General features: G+C 65.5%; 18 protein-coding genes and 1 pseudogene. 14 read left to right on the top strand and 5 right to left on the bottom strand.

Features of this window, described 5'->3' with window-relative positions; genetic code table 11:
• The first annotated feature begins 46 nt into the window (after positions 1-46).
• From ACPGXI_RS11785 to ACPGXI_RS11810, 6 genes and pseudogenes are all read left to right on the top strand, one after another.
• Positions 47-766 carry an HAD family hydrolase gene (locus ACPGXI_RS11785; protein WP_526653022.1) on the top strand — a complete coding sequence of 240 codons (720 nt, stop codon included), beginning with the start codon at positions 47-49 and terminating at the stop codon, positions 764-766.
• Positions 732-1013 (top strand): phosphoribosyl-ATP diphosphatase, encoded by a 282-nt coding sequence (locus ACPGXI_RS11790; RefSeq protein WP_526653024.1) that lies wholly within the window; start codon positions 732-734, stop codon positions 1011-1013. Before ACPGXI_RS11785 ends, ACPGXI_RS11790 begins: the two co-directional genes overlap by 35 nt.
• A gap of 3 nt (positions 1014-1016) precedes the next feature.
• A complete protein-coding gene (hisG, locus tag ACPGXI_RS11795; protein WP_526653026.1) occupies positions 1017-1892 on the top strand; it encodes an ATP phosphoribosyltransferase in 876 nt (291 codons plus the stop codon).
• A 63-nt stretch (positions 1893-1955) separates the two neighbouring features.
• Complete coding sequence (locus ACPGXI_RS11800; RefSeq protein WP_526653028.1) at positions 1956-2438, top strand: DUF4126 family protein; 483 nt, start codon at positions 1956-1958, stop codon at positions 2436-2438.
• Positions 2439-2463: 25 nt separating this feature from the next.
• Positions 2464-3843: an FAD-containing oxidoreductase gene (locus ACPGXI_RS11805; protein ID WP_526653082.1), complete on the top strand. Its 1380-nt coding sequence runs from the start codon at positions 2464-2466 to the stop codon at positions 3841-3843.
• A 62-nt stretch (positions 3844-3905) separates the two neighbouring features.
• Positions 3906-4145, top strand: a pseudogene (locus ACPGXI_RS11810) (R2-like ligand-binding oxidase); the annotation flags it as partial.
• A gap of 42 nt (positions 4146-4187) precedes the next feature.
• Here ACPGXI_RS11810 and ACPGXI_RS11815 read toward each other — a convergent pair.
• Positions 4188-4997, bottom strand: a complete 810-nt coding sequence (locus ACPGXI_RS11815) for an acyl-CoA thioesterase domain-containing protein (protein WP_526653030.1) — start codon at positions 4995-4997, stop codon at positions 4188-4190.
• Positions 4994-5872 carry a RecB family exonuclease gene (locus ACPGXI_RS11820; RefSeq protein WP_526653032.1) on the bottom strand — a complete coding sequence of 293 codons (879 nt, stop codon included), beginning with the start codon at positions 5870-5872 and terminating at the stop codon, positions 4994-4996. The genes ACPGXI_RS11815 and ACPGXI_RS11820 overlap by 4 nt, the downstream gene beginning before the upstream one ends.
• Before the next feature lie 83 nt (positions 5873-5955).
• Here ACPGXI_RS11820 and ACPGXI_RS11825 point away from each other — a divergent pair, with 83 nt between their 5' ends.
• Complete coding sequence (locus tag ACPGXI_RS11825) at positions 5956-6804, top strand: class I SAM-dependent methyltransferase (protein WP_526653034.1); 849 nt, start codon at positions 5956-5958, stop codon at positions 6802-6804.
• Positions 6805-6832: 28 nt separating this feature from the next.
• On the opposite strand, the gene lppK is transcribed toward ACPGXI_RS11825, so the two are convergent.
• Positions 6833-7489 (bottom strand): lipoprotein LppK, encoded by a 657-nt coding sequence (gene lppK / locus ACPGXI_RS11830; protein ID WP_526653036.1) that lies wholly within the window; start codon positions 7487-7489, stop codon positions 6833-6835.
• Between the two features lie 47 nt (positions 7490-7536).
• Positions 7537-8043 carry an MTB12 family secreted protein gene (locus tag ACPGXI_RS11835; protein WP_526653038.1) on the bottom strand — a complete coding sequence of 169 codons (507 nt, stop codon included), beginning with the start codon at positions 8041-8043 and terminating at the stop codon, positions 7537-7539.
• Between the two features lie 148 nt (positions 8044-8191).
• On the opposite strand from ACPGXI_RS11835, the gene arc reads away from it, so the two are divergent.
• The gene (gene arc, locus ACPGXI_RS11840; RefSeq protein ID WP_526653040.1) at positions 8192-10030 is read left to right on the top strand and encodes a proteasome ATPase; all 1839 of its coding nucleotides are present in this window, start codon (positions 8192-8194) and stop codon (positions 10028-10030) included.
• Positions 10031-10045: 15 nt separating this feature from the next.
• Here arc and ACPGXI_RS11845 read toward each other — a convergent pair whose 3' ends face one another.
• The gene (locus tag ACPGXI_RS11845) at positions 10046-10666 is read right to left on the bottom strand and encodes a hypothetical protein (RefSeq protein WP_526653042.1); all 621 of its coding nucleotides are present in this window, start codon (positions 10664-10666) and stop codon (positions 10046-10048) included.
• Positions 10667-10792: 126 nt separating this feature from the next.
• Between ACPGXI_RS11845 and ACPGXI_RS11850 the strand changes: the two genes are divergently transcribed.
• The 6 genes from ACPGXI_RS11850 to pafA all read left to right on the top strand — a co-directional run bounded on the left by ACPGXI_RS11850 (position 10793) and on the right by pafA (position 16452).
• A complete protein-coding gene (locus tag ACPGXI_RS11850) occupies positions 10793-11347 on the top strand; it encodes a DUF4333 domain-containing protein (RefSeq protein ID WP_526653044.1) in 555 nt (184 codons plus the stop codon).
• 145 nt (positions 11348-11492) lie between these two features.
• The gene (dop, locus tag ACPGXI_RS11855) at positions 11493-12989 is read left to right on the top strand and encodes a depupylase/deamidase Dop (RefSeq protein WP_526653046.1); all 1497 of its coding nucleotides are present in this window, start codon (positions 11493-11495) and stop codon (positions 12987-12989) included.
• Positions 12990-13111: 122 nt separating this feature from the next.
• Positions 13112-13306, top strand: a complete 195-nt coding sequence (locus tag ACPGXI_RS11860) for a ubiquitin-like protein Pup (RefSeq protein WP_526653048.1) — start codon at positions 13112-13114, stop codon at positions 13304-13306.
• Between the two features lie 71 nt (positions 13307-13377).
• A complete protein-coding gene (gene prcB, locus ACPGXI_RS11865) occupies positions 13378-14220 on the top strand; it encodes a proteasome subunit beta (protein ID WP_526653084.1) in 843 nt (280 codons plus the stop codon).
• Positions 14217-14969 carry a proteasome subunit alpha gene (gene prcA, locus ACPGXI_RS11870; RefSeq protein WP_526653050.1) on the top strand — a complete coding sequence of 251 codons (753 nt, stop codon included), beginning with the start codon at positions 14217-14219 and terminating at the stop codon, positions 14967-14969. The genes prcB and prcA overlap by 4 nt, the downstream gene beginning before the upstream one ends.
• A gap of 124 nt (positions 14970-15093) precedes the next feature.
• Positions 15094-16452 (top strand): Pup--protein ligase, encoded by a 1359-nt coding sequence (gene pafA, locus ACPGXI_RS11875; RefSeq protein WP_526653052.1) that lies wholly within the window; start codon positions 15094-15096, stop codon positions 16450-16452.
• The last annotated feature ends 23 nt before the right edge of the window (positions 16453-16475 follow it).

Raw genomic sequence — 16475 nt, forward strand, 5'->3', positions numbered from 1 at the left:
CAACTTCACGCACGACTAGGGAGTGCGATCGTGTCAGAATGGCCCTGTGCGGGCGGTGCTGTGGGATATGGACGGCACGCTCGTCGACTCGGAGAAATTGTGGGACGTGTCCCTCTCCGCGCTCTACGAGTCGCTCGGTGGCGCGATGAGCCGCGAGACCAGGGCGGCGCTGGTCGGGGCATCGGCCGAAAAGACCATCCTGACGGTATACCGGGAATTGGACCTGGAACCAGAGCCCGAGGCGATGGCGAAGTCCAACCGTTGGATACATGATCACACCGCCGAGTTGTTCGATGACGGGCTGCCGTGGTGTGACGGAGCGCGCGAGATGCTGGAAGCTCTTGCAGCCGAGCGCACGCCGATGGCGCTGGTGACCAACACCCAACGCGCACTAACTGAACGTGCCCTGAATAGCATTGGCCGTCAATACTTCTCAGTCTCGGTCTGTGGAGACGAGGTGCGGAATGGCAAGCCTGCCCCCGATCCCTACCTGCGTGCGGCGGAGCTTCTCGGGGTTCCGCCTTCGGACTGCTTGGCGGTCGAGGACTCGGTGACCGGCACGGCAGCTGCCGAGGGTGCTGGTTGCGCGGTGCTGGTGGTCCCCAACGACGTCGCGGTGCCCGGTGGTCGGCGGCGACGCCACACCGGCTCGCTGGCCGACCTCGAGGTCGCAGATCTGCGCAGGATCCATCTCGAGATCGGCCGGGGCTCGCGGGGTTGTGGGCCCGAGCGTGACACAATCGCAAGCCGTGAAGACCTTCGATGAGCTGTTCGCCGAACTGGGCGAGCGTGCGCGCACTCGCCCCGCAGGCAGCGGCACCGTCGCAGCGCTCGATTCCGGTGTGCACGGCATCGGAAAGAAAATTCTCGAAGAGGCCGGCGAAGTGTGGTTGGCTGCCGAGCACGAGAGCGACAACGCGCTGGCCGACGAGATCAGCCAATTGCTGTACTGGACACAGGTGCTGATGGTGTCTCGGGGTCTGTCGCTCGATGACGTGTACCGGAAGCTGTAACAAATGCTCAAAGTCGCCGTTCCCAACAAGGGCACGCTCAGTGACTCCGCGGCCGAGATCCTGTCGGAGGCCGGATACCGTCGGCGCACCGACACCAAGGATCTCACCGTCGTCGACCCCGCCAACCAAGTCGAGTTCTTCTTTCTGCGCCCCAAGGACATCGCTATCTACGTCGGTTCGGGCCAACTCGACCTGGGAATCACCGGACGGGATCTGGCTCAGGAATCCGTTGCGCCGGTGCGTGAGCGGCTCGCGCTCGGATTCGGGTCCTCGACGTTCCGTTACGCGGCCCCGGTCGGCGGATCGTGGCGGGTGGAAGACTTGGCCGGAAAACGAATCGCCACAGCGTTTCCCAACCTGGTGCGAAAAGATCTTGCCAGCCGCGGAATCGACGCGACGGTGATCCGGCTCGATGGTGCGGTGGAAATCTCGGTGCAGCTCGGCGTCGCCGACGCCATCGCCGACGTCGTCGGCTCCGGTCGAACCCTGGGCCTGCACAACCTGGAGGCCTTCGGTGAGCCGCTGTGTGATTCCGAGGCGGTGCTGATCGAACGCGAGGGCTCCGGAGGGGCGGCTGACCAGGCCGCCGATGGCGAAAAGCTCACTGCCCGAGACCAGTTGGTTGCCCGCGTGCAAGGAGTGGTGTTCGGCCAGCAGTACCTGATGCTGGACTACGACTGCCCGCGGACGGTGCTCGATAAAGCCACCGCGGTCACCCCCGGGCTAGAGTCTCCGACCATCTCACCGCTGGCCGATCCAGCCTGGGTGGCGGTGCGCGCGTTGGTGCCGCGGCGCGATGTCAACGCCATCATGGATCAGATCGCGGCCATCGGCGCCAAGGCGATCCTTGCCTCGGACATCAGGTTCTGCCGTTTCTGATATGACTCGCGAGGTGGTTACCCGTGTTAGCGTCCGGATGTCCAGCCACCGCTCGGAGGTCCGATGACTCAGGTTCTTGTGCTGTTTCTGGCCCTGCTGATCGGTGCGGTCGCTGGCCTGCGCGCCATGACCGCGCCGGCCGTCGTGGCCTGGGGGGCGATGTTGGGCTGGATCGACGTCGGCGACAAGTGGTCGGATTGGATGGCGCACCCCATCACCGTCGTCGTCCTGACGATCCTCCTGCTCGGCGAACTGTTCACCGATCAGCTGCCGAAGACGCCGAGTCGCACGGTCACACCGCAGTTCGTGACCCGACTGATCACCGGGGCCTTCGCGGGCGCAGTGATCGGAAGTGCCTTCTTTCACACCTTCAGCGCCATGGGCGCGGGCATGGTCGGGGCCGTTCTCGGCACGCTCGGCGGTGCCGCATTGCGAAGTCGGGTAGCCGCAGCCAACAACGGAAACGACCGACCGGGAGCGTTCGGCGAGGACCTTCTCGCCGTAGGTGCAGGATTTCTGGTGGCGTTCCTCGTGAGCCTGGTTTAGGAGAGCAGAGATGTCCCAGAGTGCGATGGCACGGAGATTCGACGCGATCATCATCGGCGCCGGTCAGGCCGGACCGTCGCTGGCCGGCCGGCTGACTGCCGCAGGGCAGACGGTGGCAATGATCGAACGCAAGCTATTCGGTGGAACCTGCGTGAACTACGGCTGTATCCCTACCAAGACGCTGGTAGCCAGCGCGCACGCGGCGCACTTGGCGCGCCGCGGCCCGGAGTTCGGCGTGAATACCGGCACCGAGGGCCCGGTGACCGTGGACATGGCCGCGGTAAAGGCGCGTAAGGATCGCATCAGCATCGCCGACCGCGAGGGTGTCGAGTCCTGGCTGGACGGGATGCAGGGCTGCACCGTGATTCGCGGTCACGCTCGGTTCGAGAGCCCGCACACGATCCGGGTCGACGATCAACTGCTGGAGGCCGACCGGATCTTCCTCAACGTCGGAGGCCGCGCCGTGGTGCCGGAAATGCCCGGCCTCGCCGACCTGGACTACCTCACCAACGTCGGTATCCTCGAATTAGACACCGTCCCTGAGCATCTCGTGGTGATCGGCGGCAGTTACATCGCATTGGAGTTCGCCCAAATGCACCGCCGGTTCGGCGCCCGGGTGACTGTGGTCGAGCGGGGTCCGCGGCTGACCGCGCGGGAGGACGAAGATGTCTCTGCGGCCATCAAGGAGATTCTCGAAGCAGAAGGGATCGACGTCGTGCTCGACGCCGACGCGATCAGCTTCACCAAACAGGACGGCGGATTCACCGTCACACCCCGCGAGGGAGCGCAATCCATCGCCGGTAGCCATCTGCTCCTCGCGGTGGGCCGCCAGCCCAACACCGACGACCTCGGGCTCGACGTGGCGGGCGTCGAGACCGACGGTCGGGGCTACGTCGTGGTCGACGATCAACTCCGCACCAGCGTCGAGCACATCTGGGCGATGGGTGACTGCAACGGACGCGGTGCGTTCACCCACACGTCCTACAACGACTTCGAGATCGTTGCGGCCAATCTTCTCGATGACGATCCCCGCAAGGTCAGCGATCGCGTCACCAGCTACGCGCTGTACATCGATCCGCCACTGGGCCGGGTCGGGAAGACGGCTGCCGAAGTCCGTCGGTCGGGCCGGAAAGCGCTGGTGGGGAAGCGACCGATGACCCGGGTCGGTCGGGCGGTCGAGAAGGGCGAGACGCAGGGCTTCATGAAGGTGGTCGTCGATGCCGAAACCGGGCAGATCCTGGGGGCCTCGATTCTCGGGGTAGGAGGCGACGAGGTTGTGCACAGCATCCTCGATGTCATGACCGCTGAACTGCCCTACACCGCGATCTCACGCACCATGCACATCCATCCGACCGTCAGCGAGTTGGTGCCCACGATGTTGCAGGACCTCGAGCCTCTGCAGTAGCGGCAGCCACTCGATGCCCGCATCAACGGCGCCGGAATCCGGTTTGCGTTGACCGTGACATCCTGTCCCCGTTGGCATTGCGCAATACCGAAGATGCGTTCGCCCAATACGACGAGGTCCCGTTCGGCTTGAAGATGGATGAGTTTCAGCAGTACGCAGCGGACAAGGGAATGCGCCGATTCGGAACCATCAGCAGCGCGCGCGGGCGACCCCTGGCCGAGATCGATGTCGACTACTCACCTCTCAAGCTGGAGGACGCCTTCGCCGATGAGGATCGGCGAGCCTTGGTGGCCTCAGCGTAAATTGAGCCCTGGGAGATGCCCATTCGCCGACCTGGTTGACGATCACGAGCGGCGCTGAACCAGCAGGGTTTGCGCGCAGGTGCCGATGAATCCCCGGCGGTCGAAGATCTCCGCGGTGGTGGCGCCGATGCCATCCGGGCCGATCGAAGCCCGGCCCCGTAGCCCGAAATCCGCGCCCGTGGGCAGCCGGTGCAGATGCACGACGGTGTCGGTGTTCATGAAGACGAACTGCTGCGGGTCCAGCGTGGCGCCGATCCCGTTGGCCGAGTCGACCACCATCGCCAGACGCTGCAGTGGTGTTGTGGGCTCCGAATCCACCAGCGGTATCAGCGGACTCAGCCACGCCTCCCGGGCTTCGCCCTCGGGGGTGGCCTGCTGGCGCCAGCTGACCGTCTCCAGGTATCCGGATGCCCCGTCCCAGGCATGTGTCATCTCGGTCTCGGGGCCCTCTGTGAGCGGCGGGTAGCGGTCGGTGGCGGCGTCGCGGGTGTCGCTGGGGCGCAGCAGCCATGCGGTGAGGCGGGCGACGACCCGCCGGCTGCCGTCGGCGGAGTCGGTGAGCATCTCGGCGGTCATCAGCGAGATTCGACGGCCCGGCCGGTCCACCCGGGCCTCGACACGCACGGTGGTCACGGGTATGGCGCCGATGATGTCCAGCGTGAGCCGCGCGATCCGCAACCCCCCACCGGCAGTGCGGTCGCTGAGATCCTCGATGGCCTTGGTCAGCAGCGCCAGTGGGGGAGAACCGTGCTGGATCTCGGGGTCCCAGTTGCTGCGGGTGCCGTCGGTCGCCGTGAAGACCGGGTCCTCGCCGTCGGCGACGGGCTGTCGGCGAAACAGACAATCGATCACGCGGCCGGCTCCGCCGCCTGCCGCGCCGGGTCCGGATCGCCCTCGTCGAACGCTTCGGGCCAGCCCGGGTAGGGCGGGGGTTTGCCACCGTAGACCGGGCAGTGGGCGCGGTGTGCACACCAATTGCAGAGTCGCGACGGACTCGGCCGAAAATCCCCTGTCGCACCGGCTGATCGGATGGCCCGCCAGATCGCCATCAACGTCTTCTCGAATCGCAGCAGCTCGTCGAAGTCGGGTGTGTATTCCAACACCTGGGGATCGGCCAGGTACAGCAGCCGCAACCGCGCGGGCAGCACGCCCCGCGAACGCAGCAACGCGACCGCATAGAACTTCATCTGGAACATGGCTTTGAACTCAGCGAGCGCCCGCGCCCGCGGTGGCGCCCTGCCCGTCTTATAGTCGACCACCCGCAGCTCGCCGGTCGGCGCGACGTCGATGCGGTCGACGAACCCGCGCAGTAGGGTGCCGTCCTCGAGTTCCACCTCGATGCGCTCCTCGCAGCTCTGTGGGTCGAAGCGGGTGGGATCCTCCAGCCGGTAATAGCCCGACAGCAGGGTGCGCGCCTGCTCGAGAAGCTCGGCATGCAGTTCCGGATCGATGTCCGATACCACCGAGGGCTGTGCTGCGACCACCTGCTCCCATGCGGGCGCCACCAGTGCTGCCGCCGTCCCGGGGCCACGCTCGGCGGCGGGAAGGGTGTACAGCTGTTCGAGCGCGGCATGTACCACCGTCCCGCGCACCTGCGCGATGGAAGAAGGCTCCGGCAACCGGTCGATGGCCCGGAATCGGTACAGCAGCGGACATTGCTTGAAGTCACTGGCCCGCGACGGAGACAGTGCCGGGCGATGCGCCGGGCGCTCCGTCTGTTCGGTCATGAGCCAAGCCTATGACGGCGGTCGGACACATCTGGGGAACCCGGGCGTTGGAAGTCGCCGATATCCTGGCAGGCTGAGCAGCTGTGCCCAGTACAGGTCCCTTCGCCGTCGGTGATCGTGTTCAGCTCACCGACGCCAAGGGCAGGCGCTACACGATGCTGCTCAAGACCGGCGGGGAGTTCCACACGCACCGTGGCAGCATCGCCCTCGACGACGTGGTGGGGCTGCCCGAAGGCAGCGTCGTGCGCTCGACCAACGGTGATCAGTTTCTGGTGTTGCGCCCCCTGCTGGTCGACTACGTGATGTCGATGCCCCGTGGTGCCCAGGTCGTTTACCCCAAGGACGCCGCGCAGATCGTGCACGAAGGCGATATCTTCCCGGGTGCGCGGGTGCTGGAGGCCGGCGCCGGATCCGGTGCGCTGACGTGCTCGCTGCTGCGGGCCGTCGGGCCGCAGGGCCACGTGACCTCGTACGACGTGCGCGAGGATCACGCTGAGCATGCGGTGCGCAATGTGACGACGTTCTTTGGTGAGCACCCGCCGAGCTGGCAGCTGGTCATCGGGGACGTCGCCGAGTACTCCGGGACCGAGGTGGATCGCGTCGTGCTGGACATGCTCGCGCCCTGGGACGTGCTGGGCGCGGTCGGGGACGCGCTTGTCGCCGGTGGAGTGCTGGTGGTCTACGTCGCCACCGTGACCCAACTGTCCAAGACCGTGGAGGCATTGCGTGAGCAGCAGTGCTGGACCGAACCCAGGGCGTGGGAGAGCATGCAGCGGGGCTGGCACGTCGTGGGCCTGGCGGTGCGTCCGGAGCACTCGATGCGGGGGCACACCGCATTTCTGATCAGTGCCCGCAAACTGGCCCCCGGTGCGGTCGCGCCGGTTCCGTTACGCAAGAAGAATCGCGGACGCGCCGAGCCAGGGGCGGTCTGATCATCCCGGTCAGCCGAACCACCCGCGCTCAGCGCGGCGGGGTCGGCGGTGGCCCGATGGCCGGCGGTGCGGGTGGTGGCTCGATGGCCGGCGGTGCCGGCGGTGGCTCGATGGCCGGCGGGGCCGGCGGTGGCTCGATGGCCGATGGGGCGGGCGGGGCTGCGCTTTCCTCGCCGCTCAGCTGAAGGAGCAGGTCGGCGCTCTGCCGAGTCAGTTGCCACGGGCCGTCAGCTGGGACGAACTCCATCGGGTAGGCGAATTCACCGTCCAACGGGTTCGCGGTCCTGACCAGCACCGTCGCGATGACGTTGCCGGGTTCGGATTGCGACCAGGCGAGGTCTCGCGCCTCGAAGGTCAGTGGCAGTGAACCGTTATCACGCAGAGCGATACCGAAGCGGTCCAGTCCGGCGGCTTCGTCGGCCGTGCCGTCTTCGATCAGGGCGACCTTCTGGTCGCCCGGGAGAGCCGGATCGGAGAGCCTGCTCATCACATCGATCAGCGCCGAGTCGGGGGGCAGCGGAGGCGCGCCGGGCGCAGGTGAGTTTGGCGCGGGCATACCGACCGTCGGCGCGGCCGAGGTCTCGACCGACGGGGCGGCAGCCGGATGTTCCTGGTGGCTGCACGCACCCAATCCCAGCGCCGCCACGATGATGGCGGCGCTGCGGATCGAGACGGTGCGACGCACAAGCGTCATTATTCGGTAAGGCCTCGCCAGCAAGGACTCGGAAAGGGTCAGCCCACTGAGGAGATCAGGGCCATCGCTGACTGCCTGGAGATCTGCCATCCGGTGGGGCTGGGTCCCGCGATGAACGTCAGCGGCTGGGTCGCCACAGCGCCGGAGGCCGCCGATGCGGTCACGTTTGCCGTGGCGACGCCCCCGTTCTGGTCGATGTCAGCGATCGAGAAGTTCACCGGGAAGTACCCTTTAGCTGCGGCGTTGCTGAAGCCGGAATCGGCCATGCGGGCCTCGAGGCGGCCGAGGCCACCCTGGACAAAGCTGGCCTTGCCACCGGCGAACGAACCCGGTCCGGACAGCGCATTCAGCGTCGACAACAACGGTCCCTGCAAATCGGGTGCAGGTGCGGCCGGCAGCGGAACGTCAAAGACGACCGGTTGTACTGCGGGCTGCGCCACGGTGCCAGAACCGACTGCAATCGACGTCACGCCCGCCGCCGCGCCCACCACAGCGGCTGCTGCCATACCAGCTTTAAGGCTGGTATAGAGGGTTTTCAAGGTCACGGCTGTCCTTTCGTTCGGCCAACTGATTATCAGAGGCTAACAGTGTTGCTGGTGTGTCTCGAATTTCTACACCACACACAAAGAGTGAATCGCCGGTAGCGTTGAAGTTGTTACCGCACCACGATCCGGTGTGGGAAAGGAGCTCAGCATGAGTGAGTCCGACCGTTCTGAGACCTCTGACGTCTCGGGTACCCCCGATGATAACCGCCGGTCCCGAGAGGACGCTGCGGAACTGGAACAACTGCGCCGCGAGGCTGCCATCCTGCGCGAGCAACTCGACAGCGCGGTAGGCCCGGAGAGCGGGTTACGCAGTGCGCGCGACCTGCACCAGTTGGAGTCCCGGATCGATTCGCTGACCGCCCGCAACGCCAAACTCATGGACACCCTCAAGGAAGCCCGCCAGCAGTTGTTGGCCCTGCGCGAAGAAGTAGACCGGCTCGGTCAGCCGCCCAGCGGCTACGGCGTCCTGCTCGCCGTACATGAGGACGACACGGTCGACGTGTTCACTTCCGGCCGCAAGATGCGGCTGACCTGCTCGCCGAACATCGACACCAAGGAACTCAAGCAGGGCCAGACGGTTCGTCTCAACGAGGCGCTGACCGTCGTGGAAGCGGGCTACTTCGAATCTGTCGGGGAGATCAGCACCCTGCGGGAGATTCTCTCCGACGGCCATCGGGCACTGGTGGTCGGGCATGCCGATGAGGAGCGGATCGTCTGGCTCGCCGATCCGCTGGTCGCCGCTGAGCATCTGCCCGATAGCTACGACGACGAACTCGGCGACGATCGGCCCCGCAAACTGCGCCCCGGCGACTCACTGCTGGTGGATACGAAGGCCGGTTACGCGTTCGAGCGCATCCCGAAGGCTGAGGTCGAGGATCTCGTTCTCGAAGAGGTCCCCGATGTCAGTTACAACGACATCGGCGGTCTTGGTCGTCAAATCGAGCAGATCCGCGATGCGGTGGAGCTGCCGTTCCTGCACAAGGAGCTCTACCGGGAGTACTCGTTGCGACCACCCAAGGGTGTGCTGCTCTATGGCCCGCCCGGATGCGGGAAAACGCTCATCGCCAAGGCTGTGGCCAATTCGCTGGCCAAGAAGATGGCCGAAGTGCGCGGCGACGATGCGCGCGAGGCGAAGTCGTACTTCCTCAACATCAAGGGACCCGAGCTGCTCAACAAGTTCGTCGGCGAGACCGAACGTCACATCCGGCTCATCTTCCAGCGGGCGCGGGAGAAAGCGTCGGAGGGCACACCGGTCATCGTGTTCTTCGACGAGATGGACTCCATCTTCCGCACCCGTGGCACCGGAGTCAGTTCTGATGTCGAAACTACCGTCGTCCCACAGCTTCTCAGCGAGATCGACGGTGTGGAGGGCCTGGAGAACGTCATCGTGATCGGTGCGTCGAACCGTGAGGACATGATCGACCCGGCAATCCTTCGGCCCGGCCGCCTGGATGTGAAGATCAAAATCGAACGGCCCGACGCCGAGTCGGCGCAGGACATCTTCAGCAAGTACCTGACCGAAGGTCTTCCGATCAACACAGAAGATCTCGCGGAGTTCTCGGGCGACCACATGTTGACCGTCAAGGCGATGATCGAGAAGGTCGTCGACCGCATGTACGCCGAAATCGATGACAACCGGTTCTTGGAGGTCACCTACGCCAACGGCGACAAGGAAGTGATGTACTTCAAGGACTTCAACTCCGGTGCCATGATCCAGAACGTCGTGGACCGTGCGAAGAAGAACGCCATCAAGGCGGTGCTTGAGACTGGCCAGCGAGGTCTGCGCATCCAGCATCTACTCGACTCGATCGTTGACGAGTTCGCCGAGAACGAGGACCTGCCCAACACCACCAATCCCGATGACTGGGCGCGGATTTCAGGTAAGAAGGGCGAGCGGATCGTCTATATCCGCACGCTGGTCACCGGCAAGAGCGGCAGTGCGAGCCGGGCCATTGATACCGAGTCGAACCTAGGGCAGTACCTGTAGAGGACTCCGGGACCGCTAGAAAAACCCGGGCACCAGCGAGTAGCTGTTGGCCATGTCGTCCTGGAGAACCTGGGCTGCCCTAGTGCTCGTGTCGATCCGGAGATCTTCATCGAGAACGCGTGCGCGGTAGCTCCAGCCTTCGGGCAGGCTGAGTCGCTTGGCGAGGTCGGCGAGGTCTCCGTAGGCCAGGGTGGGGTCGACGAGCCGGCCCCATGATTGCATCACCCAATGCCGGCCGTCCGGATCGAGGAGCTCGAAGATCGGTTCCCCGGAGTCGAACACGAACACGGCATTGCGCGCGACGGTGTTGGGCCGATAGGGGGCGGGGTCCACCGAGGCCAAGACGACAGTGGCCTGTCGGATCATGGCGATGCCGCCGAACGTCGCGATCTCGGGCTGGACTGCGGTGTCCTTTTCGATGCTGTCCATCAGCCAGTAGCGCGGGCCGTTGAGTAGTGCCGCCGCCGCGTCGTGGTCTTTGGCCACCGCGTCCGGGTCGAGTTTCGACCAAAGATCAGCCGGGCAGTCGTTGAGTCCGAACGTGTTGTAGACGATGGCTTGCGGTCCGTTCCCGGAGCCGGCGCCCGCACCCACCAGGAGAACCTCGCCGTACCGTTTGCCGCGCAATCCCTTCACGGGAGTGAATCTAGTATCCGCGAGATGGGGTTCGCGGATTTCTCCAGGTGAACTTTGGGGAATCCAGCCAAGTTTGGGGAGTCGTGCCGAAGTCGAGAAGTTCGGGCCCATTCATTTTGAGTCATTGTGAGCACCGCGAACGGTAACGTCGGCGACGTGAAATCGCCACGCGCACTTCTGACACTGCTGCTCGTACCAATTGCTGCGGGGTGCCAATTCTCCTTCTCGTCCGGTGGACCCGATTACGAAAAGCTCGAGACGGCCATCGCGGACGAGCTCAACAAGCAGTACGCGCCCATGTCCCGGCAGGTGTCGGCGGTCGAATGCCCACGCCCGTCGGGTTCGCCGAAGGCCGGGTCCACCTTCAACTGCATCGCCGATCTCGATGGCAATGACGTGCGAGTGGAGGTGACGTTCACCGACGACGACTACAACGTCAATTACTCCACGCTCGACGTGGTCTTCGATCTCGCCGAAACGGGGAAGGGTTTGTCCGACGAGGTGTCAGAGGACTACGGCTTCGATATCAGGGTCCGCTGTGGCAGCGGGCTCAAGGTGGTGGCGGTAGGCGAGTCGTTCGAGTGCGAGGCGGCGGATCGACGTGGAGACACGCGGACGGTCATAGTGACCGCGGGCGGGCCGGACAGCGACGATACCTGGGAGGTGGTGGGCGGGAACTGACGGCGCTCGCGCCGTAGTGCCGCCCGGCTGGTCGGGCTCCTCGTGGCCTCGTGCCTCGGCCCCTTCGTCGTCCCTGGTGTGTTCTGGTCGGGCTCCTCGTGGCCTCGTGCCTCGGCCCCTTCGTCGTCCCTCTACGCTGGCCGGTATGCAACGGATCATCGGAACGGAGGTCGAATACGGCATCTCGTCGCCGTCCGACCCGGCCGCCAATCCGATCCTGACCTCCACCCAGGCGGTGTTGGCCTATGCGGCCGCCGCAGGAATCCAGCGGGCCAAGCGCACGCGTTGGGACTACGAGGTGGAATCCCCGCTACGTGACGCGCGGGGATTCGATCTAAGCCGCTCGTCGGGTCCGCCGCCGGTAGTCGACGCCGACGAGGTCGGTGCCGCCAACATGATCCTGACCAACGGTGCGCGGCTCTACGTCGACCATGCCCATCCCGAGTACTCCGCGCCCGAGTGCGCCGACCCGATGGATGCGGTGATCTGGGACAAAGCCGGCGAGCGGGTGATGGAAGCCGCGGCGCGCCATGTCGCCAGCGTTCCCGGCGCGGCCAAGCTGCAGCTCTACAAGAACAACGTCGACGGCAAGGGCGCGTCGTACGGTTCGCACGAAAACTATCTGATGTCGCGCCAAACGCCGTTCTCAGCGGTTATCGCAGGCCTGACGCCGTTCCTGGTGTCTCGGCAGGTGGTCACCGGGTCCGGTCGGGTAGGCATCGGCGCTTCCGGCGACGAGCCCGGCTTCCAGTTGTGCCAGCGCGCCGACTACATCGAGGTCGAGGTCGGCTTGGAGACCACCCTCAAACGCGGCATCATCAACACCCGCGACGAACCGCACGCCGACGCCGACAAGTACCGGCGTCTGCACGTCATCATCGGCGACGCCAACCTGGCCGAGACTTCGACCTACCTGAAGGTCGGCGCAACGGCGCTGGTGCTCGACCTCATCGAAGAGGGGTTCGACCTCAGCGACTTGATGCTGGCGCGTCCTGTGCACGCCGTGCATGTCATCAGCCGAGACCCGTCTCTACGTGCCACGGTTGCGCTGGCTGACGGTCGCGAGCTGACCGGTCTGGCGTTGCAGCGGATCTACCTGGACCGCGTCGCCAAGCTGGTGGACAGCCGTGATCCTGACCCGCGCGCCTCCCACATCGTCGAGACCTGGGCGAAGGTTCTCGACCTGCTCGAGCGCGATCCGATGGAGTGCGCCGACCTGCTGGACTGGCCGGCGAAGCTGAGGCTGCTCAACGGATTCCGCCACCGTGAAAACCTCAGCTGGTCGGCGCCGCGACTGCACCTGGTCGACCTGCAATACTCCGACGTACGTCTGGACAAGGGCCTCTACAACCGGCTGGTTGCCCGGGGGTCGATGCAGCGGCTGGTGACCGAGCAAGAGGTACTCGACGCGGTGGACAGTCCGCCGACCGACACCCGTGCGTACTTCCGGGGCGAGTGCCTGCGTCGGTTCGGTGCGGACATCGCCGCGGCCAGCTGGGATTCGGTGATCTTCGACCTGGGTGGTGATTCACTGGTGCGCATCCCCACGCTCGAGCCGTTGCGTGGCAGCAAGGCCCATGTGGGTGCGCTGCTGGAATCCGTCGACAGTGCTGCAGAACTCGTTGAGCAGCTCACGACCTGACCCAGCGAGCTCGATGCGGACCGGTAGTGTGGAGGAACCCGCGGGGCAAGGTAAAGCAATGTGCAGCTTGAGGCAATGTGCAGCGCGCCCGCGACGGGGCAAGACATACGCAGGAGGCAGCAATGGCTCAGGAGCAGACCAAGCGTGGCGGTGGGGGCGGAGAAGACGATGACGCCGCCGGCAGCACGGCCGCCGGCCAGGAGCGCCGTGAGAAGCTGACTGAGGAAACCGACGACCTCCTCGACGAAATCGACGATGTGCTGGAGGAGAACGCCGAGGACTTCGTGCGCGCGTACGTCCAGAAGGGCGGCCAGTGACCTGGCCGAACCGCGAACAGTCGACCTTCCCGACATCGCTACCCGGAGCGGTTAGTGCCTTGCCGCACGGTATGTCACAGGGCGGTGTGTCACAGGGCGGTGTGACCCTGTCGTCGTTCGCCGACTTCCTTGGTCAGCACGCACCTCAGCTGTTGCCCGGGGCGGGGCCGCTGCCGACGGACGCGGTGCCCCACGGCACCACCATCGTCGCGCTGAAGTACCCCGGCGGTGTCGTCATGGCCGGTGACCGACGGGCGACCCAAGGTCATATGATCGCCAGTCGCGATGTGCAGAAGGTGTACATCACCGACGACTACACCGCGACGGGCATCGCGGGGACTGCTGCAATCGCGTTCGAGTTCGCCCGCCTGTACGCCGTCGAACTCGAACATTACGAGAAGCTCGAAGGTGTGGCGCTGACGTTCCCCGGCAAAGTCAACAGGCTGGCCACCATGGTGCGCGGCAACCTCGGCGCCGCGTTGCAGGGTTTCGTAGCGCTGCCGTTGCTCGCGGGATACGACCTTGACGACCCAGATCCCGACGGCGCCGGCCGGATCGTGTCCTTCGACGCCGCCGGTGGGTGGAACGTCGAGGAAGAGGGCTACCAGTCGGTCGGCTCCGGCTCCGTCTTCGCCAAGTCGTCGATGAAGAAGCTCTACTCGCGGGTGGCCGACTCGGATTCCGCATTGCGGGTTGCTATCGAGTCGCTCTACGACGCCGCCGACGACGACTCCGCGACCGGCGGTCCTGATCTGGTCCGAGGCATCTATCCCACCGCGGTGGCGATCGGCGCCGAGGGCGCCGTTGAGGTGGCTGAGCAGCAGATTGCAGCGGTGTGCCGAGAAGTGATCGAGAGTCGTTCGCGCGCTGATACATTCGGCGTCGGCGCGGAGCCCCGGGGTGCGGATTCGTGAGCTTCCCCTATTTCATCTCGCCCGAGCAGGCGATGCGTGAGCGTTCAGAGTTGGCACGCAAGGGCATCGCACGCGGGCGCAGCGTGGTCGCGCTGGCCTATGCCGACGGCGTGCTGTTCGTCGCGGAGAACCCTTCCCGGTCGCTGCAGAAGGTCAGCGAACTCTACGACCGGGTCGGATTCGCCGCCGTCGGCCGGTTCAACGAGTTCAACAACCTGCGCAGCGGCGGAATCCGATTCGCCGACACCCAGGGCTATGCGTACTCCCGCCGGGATGTGACCGGTCGTCAGCTGGCCAACGTCTACGCCCAGACGCTCGGCACGATCTTCACCGAACAGGCCAAGCCCTACGAGGTGGAATTGTGTGTGGCCGAGGTGGCTCACCACGGTGAGGCCAAAGCGCCTGAGCTGTACCGCATTACCTACGACGGCTCGATCGCCGACGAACCGCATTTCGTTGTGATGGGCGGTAGCACCGAGCCGATCGCCACGGCACTGAACGATTCCTACACCGAGAACGCCAGCCTGGCCGACGCGGTGTCCATCGCAGTAGGTGCGCTCAGCGCGAGCAGTGACGGCCGGGAGCCGCGTGTTCTGGGACCATCCACGCTGGAGGTCGCAGTCCTCGATGCCAACCGGCCCCGGCGGGCATTTCGCCGCGTCACCGGTGCCGCCCTGGAAGCGTTGCTGCCCGAGGGCGATTCGGACGTGGTCGCTCAAGCTTCCGCTGAAGAGGGCGACGGCCCCTAGGGGGCCCAGATGGCCGCCGGGCCCAGGGCGGCCCTGACCCGACGGCGCCGTCTCCTGCCCGCGCGAGTGCTCCTCGGCGTGGTCCTGCAACCGCGCCCACCGCGCAGCAAGTAGTCTCGGTAGGGTGCAGCGACGAATCATGGGCATCGAGACTGAATTCGGTGTGACCTGCACGTTCCATGGCCATCGTCGGCTGAGTCCCGACGAGGTCGCCCGCTATCTGTTTCGGCGGGTTGTGTCGTGGGGCCGCAGCAGCAATGTCTTCCTCCGTAATGGCGCCCGACTGTATCTCGACGTCGGCAGCCACCCCGAGTACGCGACCGCCGAGTGCGACAACCTCATCCAGCTGGTGACCCACGACCGCGCAGGCGAGCGGGTGCTCGAAGACCTGCTGGTGGATGCTGAGCAGCGCCTCGCCGACGAGGGCATCGGCGGTGACATCTACCTGTTCAAGAACAACACCGACTCGGCGGGCAATTCGTACGGCTGTCACGAGAACTATCTCATCGTGCGCGCCGGCGAGTTCTCCCGTATTTCTGATGTGCTGCTGCCGTTTCTGGTGACCCGCCAGCTCATCTGCGGGGCGGGCAAAGTGCTCCAGACGCCCAAGGCGGCGGCCTTCTGCCTGTCCCAGCGGGCCGAACACATCTGGGAGGGCGTGTCGAGCGCGACCACCCGCTCGCGTCCGATCATCAACACCCGCGACGAGCCACACGCCGACGCCGAGAAGTATCGCCGCCTGCACGTCATCGTCGGCGACTCCAATATGAGTGAGTCGACCACGTTGCTCAAAGTGGGCTCGGCGTCGCTGGTCCTGGAAATGATCGAGGCCGGCGTCGCTTTCCGCGACTTCTCGCTGGACAATCCGATTCGCGCGATCCGCGAGGTCAGTCACGACCTGACCGGCCGGCGGCCGGTGCGGCTGGCCGGCGGTAGGCAGGCCAGTGCCCTGGAGATTCAGCGTGAGTACTACGCCCGCGCTGTGGAGTACCTGCAAACGCGCGAGGCCAACGCGCAGATTTCCCAGGCCGTCGAGTTGTGGGGCCGTCAACTCGACGCGGTGGAGAGCCAGGACTTCGCCAAGGTCGACACCGAGATCGACTGGGTGATCAAGCGCAAGCTGTTCCAGCGGTATCAGGACCGCTACAACATGGAGTTGTCCGATCCGAAGATCAGCCAGCTCGATCTGGCTTATCACGACATCAAACGGGGTCGCGGGGTATTCGACCTGCTGCAACGCAAGGGCCTGGCGGCGCGCGTCACGACCGACGAGGAGATCGAGGCCGCGGTCGACACGCCGCCGCAGACCACCCGGGCGAGGTTGCGGGGTGAGTTCATCAGTGCGGCGCAGGAGGCCGGCCGCGACTTCACCGTCGACTGGGTTCATCTGAAGCTCAACGACCAGGCGCAACGCACGGTGTTGTGCAAAGACCCGTTCCGATCCGTCGACGAGCGGGTCAACCGACTCATCGCCAGTATGTGACCGGCCGCGCCGCATCAGCGCTC

Source organism: Mycobacterium sp., assembly GCF_049608025.1.
GTDB lineage: Bacteria > Actinomycetota > Actinomycetes > Mycobacteriales > Mycobacteriaceae > Mycobacterium.